This is a genomic window from Desemzia sp. FAM 23989 (assembly GCF_045528345.1).
In the GTDB taxonomy this organism is placed as follows: Bacteria; Bacillota; Bacilli; order Lactobacillales; family Carnobacteriaceae; genus Desemzia.
The window spans coordinates 74,746-92,059 of record NZ_JBGQQT010000008.1; the positions used below are offsets into that span (position 1 = coordinate 74,746).

Consider the following 17,314-nt stretch of genomic DNA (forward strand, 5'->3'; position numbering starts at 1 on the left):
TATTTTGTTGTCACTTGACTAGTAAAGCAGGCTTATTCTTCGAGTGGGCTTTTATTTTGTTGTCACTTGACTAGTAAAGCGGGCTTATTCTTCAAGTGGGCTTTTATTTTGTTGTCACTTGACTAGTAAGGCAAGCTTATTCTTCGAGTGAGCTTTTATTTTGTTGTCACTTGACTAGTAAGGCAAGCTTATTCTTCGAGTGAGCTTTTATTTTGTTGTCACTTGACTAGTAAAGCGGGCTTATTCTTCAAGTGGGCTTTTATTTTGTTGTCACTTGACTAGTAAAGCGGGCTTATTCTTCAAGTGGGCTTTTATTTTATCGTCACTTGACTAATAAAGCGGACTTATTCTTCAAGTGAGCTTTTATTTTGTCGTCACTTGACTAATAAAGCGGGCTTATTCTTCAAGCGAGCTTTTATTTTGTTGTCACTTGACTAGTAAAGCGGGCTTATTCTTCAAGTGGGCTTTTATTTTGTTGTCACTTGACTAGTAAAGCGGGCTTATTCTTCGAGTGGGCTTTTATTTTGTCGTCACTTGACTAATAAAAGAATATTTAATTTGTTAGTCCGAAGTATGATTGAAAATTGATAGCTTTTTTTGAGGTTACTAATAAGAAAATAACTGTGATTCGTGCAATCATTAAGTTAAACGGGAAAAATCACCAAAAAAACGCTTAGCACAGGCAACGATGTTAAACATTTTTCATTTACAACTGTAGAGATAATCGAATCATATCTCTACAGTGAATATCATTTTCCCAAATGACTTCAGAATAGCGCTGAAGGAAAAAATCTTTATCCACACCGTCTATTCTAAATCCGCACTTTTGATACAAGGCTAGTTGTCCAATACTTGAATTTCCCGTACCGACCTCCATTATTTTGTATCCTTTTGTTGCTGCACGCTTAATGGAATCTTTGATCAATTGTTTTCCAAAGCCTTTGCCAGAATGATTTTCTGCTACAGCGATATTGATCAATTCTATGGTATCAGGCTTTGTCGCAACTAAGACGTAGGTTCCCATTATCTGATTGTCCCTCTCAGCTACATAACAATCCCCTCTCAGCAAATATTCTTCAATAATCTCTTTTGAAGGATCCGCTGACAGCAGTAATTCCATTGGCGGCTCTTCATTTGACTCTAATTTACGAATCAGCACATTTATACCCTGCCTTAGTCTTCATTTAGACTAATCCTTCTTTTTTCAATAATTTCATCATATTTACTTTACTGTCTGAGGCTACTTTTCGAATTTCCAATTCAATTCCTTTTTCATGTAAATATTTAAAAGCATCCACATCATTTTGGTCAACCGCAACGGCATTCGTAATCATTTTCTTTCCTTCTGCATAACTCATACTGCCTATATTGATAGTCTTTATGTCTGCATGGTTCTTCACGACTTTTACGACATCTTCAGGATTTGTAAATAGCAGCATTGCTTTGAAACCACTAAATCTAGGATCATGCGTGATGTCTACCATTTTTTTGACAGTGATCACATTTGCTTTTACTCCAGGTGGTACAGCTTGTTTCAACAACGTTTTACGTAATTCATCTTTAGCTACACTGTCGCTGACGACTAAAATACGGTTGGCTTTTGTTGTTTTGGTCCAAACAGTGGCTACTTGTCCGTGAATCAAGCGGTCATCAATACGGACCAATCGAATTTCCATACTCATAATAGGTTGTCTCTCCCTCTGCTTTTCAATAAACTTTCTAAATCAATTCGGTTAAAAAACATCCAGACTACGTTTAAGTGATGCATATGAAGACTTTTTATACTTGTTTTTCTCTCAACTTATTCTGATACATCGCTCCGACGAATTTCAATTCATTTTTCGAAACTTCTAGATTGAGACCATACAATACAGGAGCAATATTCTCCTCGATCAATAAAGCCAATTTAGGATCCACCTCGTCTACATCTTCTCCTGAATGGATTTCTTCACGTGTGACGATTCTTTCTAACATCCCGCACAGATGCAGCATGATACCTAGGTTAAAGGCATTTTCAAATACTTGGTCCAACTGTTTCTCCATCACATAACAAAAATCCCATACAGGTGTAATGATTTTTGCCGGGTTGATGTAGGTTACATACTGACTCATATAATCTACACATATCTCTTTAGACAAACGCGGCAAGATCTTTTGCTCCCCTTCTGATTCGATCCCCTCTAAGATATTATGCAGCCGATGTTTTCCATTACCCGCTAATAAAGCATCAATCGGAATAAAAGGCACTTGCAGTTGAGGATCGATCGAACCACAGGTAGCTATAACAGTATAATTTTTCTGCAGTTCTTTTAATTGCTCTTGATAATTCAAAATAGAGATCGGGATAATACTGATGTCGCTTTCTAGATATTCCGCTAAGATATCCTCAATGATCTTCTGCAGTTGAATAGCTGTTCCTTCTCCAGTAGCACATATCGTAACGATAATTTGAGGTTTATCTGTTTGTTTGGATAAAGAGTAGTTCTCTTCTGCAGCTATTTCAAGACTATTTTTTTGTGTAGAGTATCCCCTGAATCGCTTCAATTCTTGAGACATGGACACCAGGTCTTGATTGGAGAACTGTGTTTTTCTGGCAGCTTCAAGCAGCATAGGAGTTGTCACCATATCATGAGTCTCAATACGAATACCGGTTTCATTCATGATCTTTTGTCCAAATGTTACCAAAGAACCCATATCGGTCAGATACAACACTCCAGCCCCATTATCTGCTTCTTCAACAGCAGCTTTTACTTTTGGAAAAGCTTCATTAGGATTCATTTCCAATGGCATATCTACCGCATACAAATTAACAGAATTCAGCAATGTTGCGACCACTTCTTTCATGGAGGACGCTGTCGAAACTCCATGCGCTGCAATCACGATCCCTACTTGGCCTTGCTGTTCTTCTGTTCGTAAAGAAACCAGCAGCATCGTCAAATAATTGACCTCTACTGTGGGGACTACGATTTTGTAATACTGTTCAATCTCAGTTTTGACCGCTCGAGCAGCACGCTGTTCTTCTTGGTAATTCAATACAAACTCTTTTAAATGTACATTATTATTGTGTACGAATATTCCTTCTTGGATACGCTTGACGAAAGAACTGATGTGCAGACTCATCGCGTACAAGAATTTTTTTGAAAAATTGAATTGCAATATTTCTTCTACGATCTGCTGAATTTTTTTTGTTAGTTCAATGATCTCCACATCGACAATATCTTTCAGTCCGTCTTCTTTAGTCGAAAAAATCGTATTTTTATAAAAAGATTTTAAATGCAGATCGATATCGGTCGTGATAAAATGGTGGATTTCTTGATCAGAAACCGCGCTTTCCTTCAACATGGCTACTTTATCTCCAATAATTTCATATAAATTAAATGGCAATTCGTAAGTATCTGAATCAAATACCATAATATCGTCAATCGGCGTAATTGTAGTCCAAGGTTCTAAAAAATGAACAATTTCGTGTCTCAATCGTTGATTTAACGCAATAGAATCATATCCGTCTTCTAATATACTGGACATGCTGTCGTAGCGTAACGTGATTTCTGATCGATTGTTGACACTATCCAAAAATCCTCTGGCACAAACCATTTGGATCACTGACTTTAATTGTCCAACGTTTCCATATGTGACACTACCCAAGATGGCTTGCATGACTTTATCTTCTATTTGGATACTTTTTTGGATCCGTTTAGCTTCGATGCTCATTAAATATTTCAATAAATTGATCTGCTCGACAGCTGGACGATTTTGGAATGACGGCAGCGTAATAACGATGGGTATCCGTCGGTTAAAAGTTGCCAACAAAGCTGAATTTGGATCTTCTGTTGTGGCACAAACAATCCGCACATCAGCTTTTTTCTTTTCTCCCGTGTCTCCCATAGGTGAAAAAGAACCCGTATCCATAAAGTAAAACAACATCTCTTGTCCTTCAGGCGGCAGGCGATGGATCTCATCTAAGAACAGCATATTGTGGTTGGCTTTCTCCAATAACCCTTCACTACTGCTGATTGCTCCGGTGTAGGCACCCTTCACATGGCCAAACAAATGAGACATCAAAAGTTGCGGATTGTGCGCATAATCGGCACAATTCAACACCACCATCGTCTTATTTTTAGCAATCAATTTATTGTCTTGAGCATACTGATACATTGCATTTGCAAAATAAGTCTTCCCTGATCCAGTTGGACCTATAATCAGCGTGTTCAATCCTTTCGGCGGATAAAAAATAGCTGCTTTTGCCTGACTAATCTGACTAGTCAGACTGCCGCTTGCTCCAATCATATTATGGAATAGATCAGTAGCTGCTGATGACGATTCTTTTGAATTATTTTCTTTTTTGCTTGGAAATTCTTTAAAACTTCTGACCTTTTTTTCGAGCGGTCGATAATGATTGATCGTTGCGTCATAGTAACGAACCGGTCGCGTCTCCGTTTTGTCTAACTTACCTTCTCTGGTTAGTGTGTTAAGATCTTTTGACGCATTGCTGCGAAGAATGTCTAAGGACTCCGCAATTTCAAAAGCTGTTACCCCGCCACCGATTTCAATATCCCGATCTTTTAAATGACTGGTTTTTTCCAATACGTAAGCTAGTACCTTATCTTTTCTTTTCATCTTGTTCCTCCTTAGAAAAAAATAAAAGCACTTACATTTCTCGTTTTAAGTTTAGTGTATCATTATTTTTGACACACTGCATCTTCTTTTTCCAAATTTGTTGATTGAAAAATAATTTAGTGATCTTGTTATATACAAAAATTGACACATCTTACTACCGAGCCTAAGGTGTGTCTTAAAACTACTTTGAAAAGAGATAAATAGTTTTGATTTTCATCATGTAACGTTTGTTGACAATCAAAGTTACCTTCTATTTTAGAGCAACAGCAGCTTATTGATACAACGGCTTCAAAAAACTACATTTCTTGAATCCCGAGCAATATTTCATTGATAATGTGGTTGTTCGCGATGTTCAAAACACATTCTTCATCAAGGCGGTTTTTGCCTTGATGTTCAAAATGCATTCTTCATCAAGGCGGTTTTTGCCTTGATGTTCAAATCGGATTCTTCATCAAGGCGGTTTTTGCCTTGATGTTCAAAATGCATTCTTCATCAAGGCGGTTTTTGCCTTGATGTTCAAAATGCATTCTTCATCAAGGCGGTTTTTGCCTTGATGTTCAAAATGCATTCTTCATCAAGGCGGTTTTTGCCTTGATGTTCAAAACGCATTCTTCATCAAGGCGGTTTTTGCCTTGATGTTCAAAACACATTCTTCATCAAGACGGTTTTTGCCTTGATGTTCAAAACACATTCTTCATCAAGGCGGTTTTTGCCTTGATGTTCAAATCGGATTCTTCATCAAGGCGGTTTTTGCCTTGATGTTCAAAATGCATTCTTCATCAAGGCGGTTTTTGCCTTGATGTTCAAAACACATTCTTCATCAAGGCGGTTTTTGCCTTGATGTTCAAATCGGATTCTTCATCAAGGCGGTTTTTGCCTTGATGTTCAAAACACATTCTTCATCAAGGCTGGTTTTGCCTTGATGTTCAAAACGTATTCTTCATCACCAACTCAAATAGTGTACAACTATAGTTTCAAGACACATCCTAATCAAAAAAAGCTGAGATAAAGTATCCCAGCTCCTGTCCTGACTAAAATAAAGTCATTATTCTTTTCTTAACTGACACCAATGACTTCTTTTTGATTGTCTTTTTGCAGCCACTTTTCAATATCCAGATCTGTTCCCAACACTTTGTGGGTTCCTTCAATAATGTGCAGCTTTCCTTCACTGTAGTTTAACCCACTTGCAGCATAATCATAGGTTAGAGAAGTCCGTTTCTTTTCCAACACTGGATTTGGATGCGGAATGGCTGAAATCAATGATTTGGTATAAGGGTGTAAGGGATTGTTAAAAATCTCTTCTGTTGTCCCCGTTTCTAATAAATGCCCCAAATGCAATACACCGATCCGATCAGAAATGTAGCGGACCATAGACAAATCATGCGCAATAAACAGATAAGCCACATTAGTTTCTTTTTGGATATCCTTCATCAAGTTCACTATCTGAGCTTGAATAGAAACGTCCAACGCACTGATCGCTTCATCTGCAATAATGAGATCCGGATCCATGATCAATGCCCGAGCGATCCCAATCCGCTGCCGCTGTCCTCCTGAAAATTGATTGGGATAGCGATTGGCGAATTCACGAGATAAACCCACACGCTCTAATATCTCAATGACCTGCTCTTCTCTTTCTTTTTTAGAACCAGCCTTACCATGAATATCTAACCCTTGGGCAATAATATCCATGACGGTTTTTCTCGGATTCAGACTAGCCATTGGATCTTGAAAAATCATTTGCATCTTAGTGCGCATCATATCATTCGTTTCCCTAGAGAGCTTCCCAGAGATGTCTTGTTCGTTAAAGGTCATTTTACCCTCTGTGATATCGTACAGTCGAATGACCGAACGGCCGATAGTGGATTTTCCGCTGCCTGATTCCCCAACTAACCCATACGTTTCGCCTGGATAAATCTCAAAGGAAACTCCATCTACCGCTTTGACGGTAAATTTTCGACTGACTTTAAAGTGCTGCTTTAAGTTCTTCACGGAAAGTATAGGTTTCTTCAGTTCCGACATAGAGCTCATCCTCCTTCTTCATGCGTTCGATTCGTTCGAGCAGTTCTGCTGGTGGAGGACACACTGGAGCATTTTCTGCCAGCAGCCAAGTAGCTGCATAGTGCGTTTCGCTAATTTGAAACATTGGCGGCTCCAAGCGATAATCTATATTGAGAGCATAGGGATTACGCGGCGCAAATGGATCCCCTACTACTTCATGTTCTAAGTTTGGAGGGTTCCCGGGAATCGATTCCAATTTGTCCGCTTTCGTTTCTAAATCAGGCATTGCCAGCAATAGACCCCAAGTATAAGGGTGTCTTGGTTCATAGAACACTTCGTTTACTGTCCCCGTTTCTACGATTCGTCCTGCATACATAACGTTTACATGATCCGCAACTTTCGCTACTACCCCTAAATCATGGGTAATGTAAATAACGGAGATACCTGTTTTTTGTTGGATGGACTGAATCAATTCCAGAATCTTTGCTTGGATCGTTACGTCTAACGCCGTCGTCGGCTCATCACAAATGAGGACATCGGGATCACTGGCTAAAGCGATCGCGATTACTATCCGTTGGCGCATACCTCCAGAAAGCTGATGGGGATAATTGCTCATTCGAGCTTCTGCATCTGTTATCCCAACTAATTCCAACAACTCCAGCGCTTTAGCATATGCTTCTTTTTTAGGGGTTTTGTAATGGATACGCATCCCTTCCATAATTTGATTCCCAATATTCATTGTTGGATCAAGAGACGTCATAGGATCTTGGAAAACCATCGCGATATGCTTTCCATTGATGTTTTTTCGCATCTCTTTTTTAGAATACTCCAGCAGGTTTTTCGTTGTTTTTTGTCCATTTTCTTCGTAAGTGTATTCTATCGTTCCACTGTTTATTTTCCCATTGTTGCTTAGAATCCCCATGATCGTTTTAACGGTCACTGATTTACCACTTCCTGATTCGCCAACGATCGCCAGAGTTTCCCCTTTGTATAAGTCCAAGTTGACTCCTCGAACGGCACTTACCAGTCCAGAAGATGTCTTAAAGGCGATCGATAAATCTCGTATTGACAATACTTTTTCTTTGCCCATGTTTTTTACACCTCTTTCAATGTTGGATCCAATGCATCGCGCAACCCATCTGCTAATAAGTTAAAGCTGAGCATCAAAACGGCTAAGACAATGACGGGAGGCACAATCATATAAAAATGTGTCGTTAAGGATTTGAAATTCTCTGAAATAAGAGATCCCAGTGAAGCCATTGGAACCGGAATCCCAATACCGACAAAGGCTAGAAAGGCTTCCGTAAAAATAGCGCTGGGAATAGAAAACATCGACATAACGAGAAGCTGAGAGAAGATGTTGGGCAAAATTTCTTTGTACATGATAGGAAAGTCTTTTGCTCCCATTGTTCGTGCGGCCAATACATATTCGCTTTGCTTCAATTTCAACATCGAGGCTCTGGCGATACGGCTCATACCGATCCAACCTGTCAATGCAATCGCGATCGTGATACTTAATAAGCCTGGTTTTAAGACAATGATCAACAGAGTAACGACCACTAAGCTAGGGATACCATTTAGGATCTCCATAAAACGCTGCATGATCATATCGACTTTTCCGCCGTAGAAACCAGAAATCATTCCGTAACTCATCCCGATCAATACATCAACAATTACCGCCACTAAAGCAATATAAAGCGAGATCCGTGTCCCTACCCAAGTCCGAGTAAATAAATCTCTTCCTAGAACATCTGTCCCGAACCAATGATAGACATCTGCTCCACCATCGATTTCCTCATATTTATTGACTTCCAGTTCGCCTGTTGAAGTTTTTAAGGTTTCTGTTCCATCAAAAATGCCTAATTTTTCAAGTCCTGGAATTCGCGGTGCCATACTTTCATGCCCTGTTATTTGCTGGTCATAAGTATACCCTGTTATTTCCGGACCAATAAGAGCCAAGGCTAAAATGATTAAGATACTGATAAAACCTAAAACGGCACCCTTATTTTTCAAGATCCGTTGAATGATCGTTTTCCAGAAAGACTCTCCTGAATACACTTCGTCGATCATCGCCGCTTTATTGTCATTCACAAACTCAAAATCATTTGGTAAAAATTCGATTGGTTTATCCATTTGAACTCTCCTTTGCTAAACGTATCCTTGGATCCAGTACACCGTATAAAATATCCACCACCAGCATCACTCCGATATACAAGGCACTGTACACAAATGCTAATGAAATAATGATATTGTAATCATTTGATTGAATGGCTTGTACCATCAATTGCCCGATTCCAGGAATGGAAAAAATTTTTTCGACTACTAAACTCCCCGTCATTAAACTTACTACTAAAGGACCAAGAACCGTCAAAATAGAAATCGACGCATTGCGCAATGCATGTGTAACAACTAATCGGGGACCAGATACACCTTTGCTTTCCACTAACTGAATGTAATCTGAATTTAAGACATCCAGCATTTCTGTTCGGGTAAAGCGTCCAACTGTCGCCATCACTGTCATACTTAACGCAACAGCCGGCAATAGATAAGCATTGATGCCATCTGCGGGGTTAAACAACATAGGAAATAATTTCAATTGGAACCCTAGGTAATAAGATAACCCTAAGGCAAATACATAAGAAGGAATCGAAACGCCTAAAACAGAGATAAAGGTAGCTAAAGAATCCCATACTGTATTGTGTTTTAATGCTGAAAACACACCTAAAAACAAGCCGATAACGGCTCCGAGCACAATTGAAACCCCACCGACTGCAAGGGATATCGGCAATCGATTCTGAAGAAGGATGGATACATCTGTATCTTTTGAGATCGTGTAAGATTTCCCGAAATCTCCCGTCAACATATTGACTAAGTAACGGCCAAATTGGACCGGAATTGGATCATTCAATCCATATTTTTCCATGATAAATCCTTGTTGTTCGATGGATAATCGTTCATCGTTAAAAGGTGATCCTGGAAGCAGCTGCATCAAAACAAATAACACCAGAATGATCACTAACAAAGTTAAAAAAGACATCAGTACTCTACGAGCAATATATTTTTTCATAGTTATTTTCCTTTCGTTCGAAATAAAAATGCATTCTTTTTACATCGACACTAAACTATCAAAAAAAGGCATACAATGAATAATCCAAAACAGTTCTACTAACCGCTTGATATTCTCTTGTACACCTTTCTTTCAGCATGCATTAAAAACGGTTATTCTTTTACTGCATGTTTCATGATTCTTGATACACCAACAGAGTGGAAATCAACACCTGAAACATTGCTCTTGATCATTACAGCATTTCCTTTCTGGTATACTGGAAGAATACCAGCGTCTTCAAGAATGATGCTTTCTGCTTCTTGCAATGCAGCCCATCTTCCTTCTACATCAAGTGACAATTCACCGTCTAAAGAAGAATTAACCAGTTCATCATATTTTTCATTTGACCAGAAACCTTTATTGTTCCCAGAGTCTGTTAAGAATAAATCTGCATAAGTCATTGGGTCTGCATAGTCTGGACCCCAACGAGTTAATCCTAATTCGTAATCACCTGTGTTCATACGATCCAATCTTGTTTTCTTAGGCATTTGCTCGATTTCGACCGTAACGCCATCTAGATTTTCTTCAATCTGTGATTTCAACACTTGAGCCACATTGATAGAACTTTCTGTATCTTCAATAATCATTGTAAATGTAAAGCTGTCTTTTCCTAATTCTTCTTTAGCTAATGCCAAGGATTCTTGTGCAGCAGCTGGATCATAAGCCAAGTAAGTTCCTGCCGTATCGCGGAAATCAACTCCTTCAGCATCTACTGCCAACCCATCTGGTACCATGTAATCAGCTGGTACAGAACCATCTTTTAAGACTGTTTCAGCAATATAATCTTTATCAAATGCTTGTGCTAGTGCTTTTCTCAAGTTGGCATTTTCCAACCCAGGTACTTTCGTATTTGGCGAAATATACCATAGATACCCAGCTTGAATCGTTTGGAATTCTGGATCTTCTTTGAACAAGTCAACTTGCTCTCCAGCTAACGTCACCACATCTAAATCCCCATTTTGGTAAGACAACATAGCTTGTTGAGTATCTTTAATGACTTGGTATTTGATTCCGTCTAAATTAACGCTATCTGCATCAAAGTAATCTGGATTTTTTTCCAATTCGATGGTTGTTGCAGCGGGTTCGTATGAAGTGATTTCAAACGCTCCATTTGCAAGTAGTGTATCCGGGGATGTTCCATAGTTTTCTCCAGCTTCTTCAAAGAATTCTTGGTTCATCGGGAAGAATGATGGAAAAGCCATTAAGCTTTCAAAGAAAGGAACTGGATGAGTCAATTTGACTTCCAATGTTTTCTCATCAATTGCAGTTACCCCTAATTCATCTGGTGCTTTTTCTCCTGCAGAAATTTCATTAGCATTTTCTACACCAGCAATTCCCATAATGTAGTAATATTCACTGGCAGTATCCGGATCTGCTAAACGTTGCCAAGCATAAACAAAATCATCTGCAGTGACAGAGGTTCCGTTAGACCATACTGCATCTTTCAACGTGAACGTGTATGTTAACCCATCTTCGCTGACATCTGTTGCTTCAGCTAATGAAGGAATCGCTACTCCTTTAGAATCCAATGTATACAATCCTTCAATCGTATTGGCAATTACTTCAAATGAAGTTCCATCAGTTGCCATTTGTGGATCCATAGAAGCTACTTCTACATCTACTTGAACATTCAATACTCCTCCGCCTGCAGTTTCTGTAGCATTGGCATTTCCTTCTGCTTCTTCTGAACTAGTTCCTCCACATGCCGCTAATACCAACATGGATGTCATTCCGGCAATAAACAAACTGAATCGTTTTGTCTTTTTCATTAAGTTTTCCCCCTGTACCCTTTTTAATTGCCAAGATTAAAACAATATTAAAATACTATTAAATAATAATAATCTGATTATAATTTAATTAGAATAAAACGTCAACAAAATGTTGAATTTTATTTTTTGCAGGTAGTTGATGATGAACAGTCTTATTTATATATAGAAACCTTGTAATAGAGCTGATTAACACAATTTTGAATACGCAATTAATTATTAGAAATAAATTAAAATCAATTCCCGTAGATTTACTAATCGATTCTAATGAAACAGTAGACTAACTTTTCACACTTTAGTAGTCGCAGAAATCTTTCATGAGTACTGACCTCGTTCTCCTTACCGGTATTTCAAAATAAACCCACAAAAGCCCCTTCTGCATCATGCAGAGGGGGCCCTTTAAAGACTTCTTCATACTTTATTTCTCAGGTGTCTTGTTCTCTTTCTTCTTCTAATCGCTGAATTTCTTTTTCCAACTGTTCTTTATCTTCATCTGTCATCACGGGAAACTTTGGATCCTGTTTTTCGATCACATTTATCATGATCTCCGCTGCAAGATAACGCGTATACCAACCATCATCAGCAGGTAATATATACCACGGTGCATATTCTGTCGAGGTTTTATTCAAGATTTTTCCATATGCTTCCTGGTAAGTATCCCATTTTTGACGGTCATCTATATCGCTGAATGAAAACTCCCAATTTTTTTCCGGCGTTTTCATACGTTCCAACAGCCGCTCCCGCTGTTTTTCCTCCGATACATTCAAGAAAAATTTAACCACTGGAAAACCGCTCTCTACCATATACTTTTCAAAATCATTGACTTGTCGACACCGGACTTCCCAAGCATCATGATCGTCCTCGCTGGAAGGCATCGGGATACTTTCTTCTTCTCCGTACACAATCGGAGACAGCAAATCTTCATAGTAAGAGCGATTTAAGATAGCAATCTGCCCTCTTTCAGGCATCCCTTTGTGGACACGCCATAAAAAGTCATGTTTCATGTCTTCTTCAGTTGGTTTTTTAGTAGATGTTACTTTTAATCCTTGCGGCATCAAATGAGAAAAGATAAAGGTAATGATCTCATCTTTTCCTGCTGCATCAATCGCTTGCAACACTACTAAGATTCCTTTTTTTTCTTCTGCATGCAGTCGCAATTGCCATTCTCTTAATTGTTCCACACTTTCAGGAATCAATTTTTCTTTGATCTCTTCTTCTGTATAATCAGGATTTTCTTTTTCAGCCAGTTCTGCTAAATTTACATTTTCTTCAGGTTTTATAAGGTATTTAGAAATATCCATTTTTATTTCCCTCCTTTTAAGCTACTTGTCTTTGCTACCAGATTTAGGACAAAAATGCTTTAACCTAAGAAACTGCCACCCATTTTCTTCATCACTACTTTTTCAATTTCCACCACGACAATGATCATAATGGACAAAACAGCTGCAATTAGCCAATATTCCCAACTTAAAGTCACCAGATTAAAAATCGACGCTAGAAACGGAACTACTGCTACTACTGTGGTAGCTGCGAAAGAAAATAAAGTTGTCCAAAAAACCGTTTTATTCTCTGTAATGCCTGCATTAAAGATGGAATCATTTGTTCGCGCCACAAATATATGAATGACAGAAGACCATCCTAGAACTAAAAAGGCCAATGTTTGAGCTACCTCTAAGGAAGGTTCAATAGCAGCATTCAGCGCCAGATTTTCTCCAATATAAAAGGCAATTAATGTGATAACTGTAAACGTGGCAGCTGCAATCGCGATTCTGCGGTAGCCTCCATGCGCAAAGATACTTTCATTTTTATGAACAGGATCACGCTTCATAATATTGGCTTCCGCTTTTTCCCGACTCAAACCAAACCCCGGTATCCCGTCCGCAATGACGTTGATAAACAACAACTGAATAGAAGTTAATGGAGTTCCCCAACCAATCAATACGGCAATCAACATAACAAGAATTTCAGCCACATTGGCAGAAAGCAGGTAATAGACTGTTTTTTTGATATTGTCATACACTCGACGACCTTCTTCAACGGCATGAACAATCGTCGCAAAGTTATCATCCGTCAAAATCATGTCAGAAGCATTCTTCGCTACTTCTGTTCCATTCTCTCCCATTGCTGTTCCTACATCTGCTGCTTGAAGAGAAGGAGCATCGTTGACACCGTCTCCTGTCATGGCCACGACGTCCCCTCTGTGTTGCCAAGCTTCTACAATACGGATTTTATCTTCAGGAGATACTCGTGCATAAACAGAAAAGTTTTCGATTTGTTCGTTTAAATCTTCATCAGACAGTTCTTGCATCTCTTTTCCAGTGATGGTTTTGTCACCGTCACGGAAAATATCGATCTCTTTGGCAATAGCCGTAGCTGTAACGGCATGATCCCCAGTAATCATTATTGGACGTATCCCAGCTTCACGCGCTTCTTGAACTGCTTGCCTACTTTCTTCTCTTGGCGGATCAATCATTCCCACGATTCCGGCAAAAGTCATATCTTTCTCCAGTTCTTCATCATCAAGGTTATTGGGCTTACTGTCCATAAATTTGTACGATACCCCTATGATCCGTAACGCTTTTTCAGCAAAGGCATCATGAATATCGCCAGCATTTTGATCGTATTCTTTTTCAACAGCTGCCTCATCTAAAGGTATTCGATCAAACGCTCCTTTTGTGATGGCTACATATTTATTTTCATATTTGTGAACGGTTGTCATTCGTTTTCGATCCGAGTCAAATGGAATCTCATGAACACGTTCGTACTTTTCATCCAATTGTTCTTTTGACCACTCTTTGTCCTCCAGCAACTGAATAATAGCTGCTTCTGTCGGATCTCCGGAAATAGTATTTTCTTCCTCTTCTAGCTCTTTGACTCGAGCATTGGAAGCCAATCCCATCATTTTGATCAGCCAGTCTTCATCGTCATTAAATTCCTCTTCTGCTGTTTTGGGCTCATGAGAAACAGCCCAGATTCTTTGAATCGTCATTTGGTTTTTAGTTAATGTCCCAGTCTTATCTGAAGCGATGATTGAAGCACTCCCAAGCGTTTCTACTGCTGGAATATTCCGAATGATCGCATTTCTCTTCACCATATTTTGAACACCATAAGCTAGTGAAAGGGTCACAATGACCGGCAACGTTTCTGGTACGGCTGCAATAGCTAGAGATACGGCAGTCATCAAATTATCTAAAATGTTAATATTGCTTGTGAAAAAGTTTAAACCAAAAATAATTGCACCTGCGATAAAGGCTACCACAGCCAGTTTTTTTGCTAAACTATCTACTCGTAGTTGTAAAGGCGTTTTGCCTTGGTTGGAATCGGTCAATAACCCGGCAATAGATCCCATTGCACTATCCATCCCAACACCCACTACGATCCCTTTTCCATTTCCATTCGTCACAACTGTACCCGAGAAAGCTGTATTTAACACATCTCCAGTAGAAGCATCTTTTTCAACTTGGGCATTCGGATCTTTATCGACCGGAACACTCTCTCCGGTCAAAGAAGCTTCATCTACTTGCAGATTATTGGATTCGATTAAACGCACATCTGCATCTACTTTATCTCCAGCTTGAAGCACTAAAATATCTCCCTGAACGATTTCACTGGCATCGATTTCTTGCTCTTTTCCTTCACGAATGACTTTTGAAACCGGCGAGGAAAGATTTTTTAAAGAATCTAACGCATCTTCTGCTTTGCCTTCTTGATGAATAGAAATCGTCATATTAATGGCAATAATTATGAAGATAACAATAGGTTCCGAAAATCCATGAGAAGGGTCAGACAAAGAAATGTATAGTGATAAGAAACCAGCAAACACTAAAATAAGATTCATCACATCTTTAAACTGTTCTGCAATCCGAGCAAATAAAGACTTCTTCTCTGATTCTTCAAACTCATTCTTCCCATATTCTTCCCGATTGGCTTCTACTTGTTGTGTGTCCAGACCTTTCTCGATATCAACCTTTAGTTCCTCTGCGATCTTCTTTAGTTCTTCTGTTTTGTAATCCAAACAGTCGTCCCCCTAGATAAGTTTGTGTTCCCCTTCTTTCTCCTACTGAAAAAGCAAGCATTCACTTTGAATTTATTGTAAAGAAAATCAGGATGATTTTGAAGTCAGACAACTTGTAAAATCAAGCTTTGTTGTTTGAACTAGTTTAATTTGACGGGCTGCTCTAAATCTGCATATTTTCATCATAAAATGTTCATATTCTTCTTTTATACTTATTTCATACCAAAAAGAAACATCCCTAATTTCTTATTTCTTTTTTACTCCTCCAAACTAAAAAAGAAAACCTTACCCTGTAAAAACCAGGCCAATACTTTGTTGGTCTGGTTTTTTATTTGCCATAAGGCGTTTTAATGGATTTTTTTCCATTTTGTTCTTATCATTGAATAGAAGCTTAAAAAAAGAAGAAAAGAGGAGAGCTTGTTATGATACCTAAAATAATTCATTATGTATGGTTTGGGGACAAGCCTTTTGGAGAAGTTGAAAAAAAATGCCTTGCCAGCTGGAAAAAGTACTGTCCCGACTATGAAATCAAACTATGGAATGAAGAAAGTTTTGATTTGGAAGGGGCGGGTATTTACGCACAGCAAGCCTATGATGAAAAACAATGGGCCTTTGTTTCAGATGTAGCTCGTTTATACGTATTAAAAGAATACGGCGGTATTTACATGGATACAGACATGGAAGTGATTAAATCATTAGATGAATTTCTAGAGTTGCCTGCTTTCATGGGATTTGAAATCGAGACAGAAATCTCTACAGGAATTATCGGCGCAGAACCCCATAATCCTCTGATTGAAGAATGGTACCAAGATTACGCAGACAGAACGTTCATCAAAGAAGATGGAACGCATGACCGGAAAACAAACGTCATTCGTGTCACGGAAATCCTTGCAGAAAAAGGATTCCAAATGAACAATACCAAACAAGTGTATGATGATGTTACTATTTTTCCTCGGGATTACTTTTCACCAAAAGACTACTATACTCATGAAATAGATGATACTAAGAACACCTATGCCATCCATCAATTTACTGGATCATGGCTCTAGAGAGTGGAGCAAGAGCGTTTAGACTTCCTAGAGGTCCACTTTCTCCTTTTTAATGGGGTGTTTCCCCAAAATAAAAGGAGAAACAAAACCCCTAAAAAGCTGATTTGCGCAACTCAGCTATAAAAAAATGAAAGAGCGGGACAAAATGCGTTTAGCTCTGCTCAAACAAACCAAATACCGGACGAGAAGTTATTCTCTCGTCCGGTATTTGGTTTGTTTGAATCTAAGGCTGCATTTTGGTAGCTGACGTTCAGTTTTCCAATGAAGTATCAGGTTATTGTCCCATTCCCCACATTTTTAATGTTGGTAAAGAAATTCTCTCCGACCTATGAGGCTGCTTATGGAAAGCCATCGGAAAGCCTTGGCGTTGTCTTCTTAAAACTCTAAAAGTTAGAGTCTTCATCAGGCAGGCTCCTTCCTTGATGTTCAAACACTATTCTTCATCATGCAGATTGCTTCCTTGATGTTCAAACGCTATTCTTCATCATGAAGATTACTTCCTTGATGTTCAAACGCCATTCTTCATCATGAAGATTACTTCCTTGATGTTCAATCGCTGATCTTCATCATGGAGTTTGCTTCCTTGATGTTCAAACGCTATTCTTCATCATGAAGATTACTTCCTTGATGTTCAATCGCTATTCTTCATCATGAAGATTACTTCCTTGATGTTCAATCGCTATTCTTCATCATGAAGATTACTTCCTTGATGTTCAATCGCTATTCTTCATCATGAAGATTACTTCCTTGATGTTCAATCGCT

Annotated in this window: 11 protein-coding genes; 1 reads left to right on the top strand and 10 read right to left on the bottom strand. The window is 38.8% G+C overall.

Going from position 1 to position 17,314, the window contains the following annotated elements; genetic code table 11:
• Nucleotides 1-706: 706 nt before the first annotated feature.
• The 10 genes from ACEN36_RS06520 to ACEN36_RS06565 form a co-directional block, all read right to left on the bottom strand.
• A complete protein-coding gene (locus ACEN36_RS06520) occupies nt 707-1,159 on the bottom strand; it encodes a GNAT family N-acetyltransferase (RefSeq protein WP_407096188.1) in 453 nt (150 codons plus the stop codon).
• 25 nt (nt 1,160-1,184) lie between these two features.
• Entirely contained in the window at nt 1,185-1,682 is a 498-nt protein-coding gene (locus ACEN36_RS06525) for a mannose/fructose/sorbose PTS transporter subunit IIB (RefSeq protein WP_407096189.1), read from the bottom strand.
• Between the two features lie 97 nt (nt 1,683-1,779).
• Nucleotides 1,780-4,617, bottom strand: a complete 2,838-nt coding sequence (locus tag ACEN36_RS06530; RefSeq protein ID WP_407126203.1) for a sigma-54-dependent transcriptional regulator — start codon at nt 4,615-4,617, stop codon at nt 1,780-1,782.
• 1,056 nt (nt 4,618-5,673) lie between these two features.
• Nucleotides 5,674-6,636, bottom strand: a complete 963-nt coding sequence (locus tag ACEN36_RS06535) for an ABC transporter ATP-binding protein (RefSeq protein ID WP_109557449.1) — start codon at nt 6,634-6,636, stop codon at nt 5,674-5,676.
• The gene (locus ACEN36_RS06540; RefSeq protein ID WP_407096191.1) at nt 6,581-7,705 is read right to left on the bottom strand and encodes an ABC transporter ATP-binding protein; all 1,125 of its coding nucleotides are present in this window, start codon (nt 7,703-7,705) and stop codon (nt 6,581-6,583) included. The genes ACEN36_RS06535 and ACEN36_RS06540 overlap by 56 nt, the downstream gene beginning before the upstream one ends.
• A gap of 5 nt (nt 7,706-7,710) precedes the next feature.
• Nucleotides 7,711-8,748, bottom strand: coding sequence for an ABC transporter permease (locus ACEN36_RS06545; RefSeq protein ID WP_407096192.1), 1,038 nt, complete (start codon nt 8,746-8,748; stop codon nt 7,711-7,713).
• Nucleotides 8,741-9,682, bottom strand: coding sequence for an ABC transporter permease (locus tag ACEN36_RS06550; RefSeq protein WP_079650648.1), 942 nt, complete (start codon nt 9,680-9,682; stop codon nt 8,741-8,743). Before ACEN36_RS06550 ends, ACEN36_RS06545 begins: the two co-directional genes overlap by 8 nt.
• 152 nt (nt 9,683-9,834) lie before the next feature.
• Entirely contained in the window at nt 9,835-11,490 is a 1,656-nt protein-coding gene (locus ACEN36_RS06555; protein WP_407102027.1) for a peptide ABC transporter substrate-binding protein, read from the bottom strand.
• Between the two features lie 422 nt (nt 11,491-11,912).
• Complete coding sequence (locus tag ACEN36_RS06560; RefSeq protein WP_407096194.1) at nt 11,913-12,788, bottom strand: PPK2 family polyphosphate kinase; 876 nt, start codon at nt 12,786-12,788, stop codon at nt 11,913-11,915.
• Between the two features lie 59 nt (nt 12,789-12,847).
• Nucleotides 12,848-15,502 (bottom strand): calcium-translocating P-type ATPase, PMCA-type, encoded by a 2,655-nt coding sequence (locus ACEN36_RS06565; RefSeq protein WP_407096195.1) that lies wholly within the window; start codon nt 15,500-15,502, stop codon nt 12,848-12,850.
• 422 nt (nt 15,503-15,924) lie between these two features.
• On the opposite strand from ACEN36_RS06565, the gene ACEN36_RS06570 reads away from it, so the two are divergent.
• Entirely contained in the window at nt 15,925-16,551 is a 627-nt protein-coding gene (locus ACEN36_RS06570) for a glycosyltransferase family 32 protein (RefSeq protein ID WP_407096196.1), read from the top strand.
• Nucleotides 16,552-17,314: the final 763 nt, after the last annotated feature.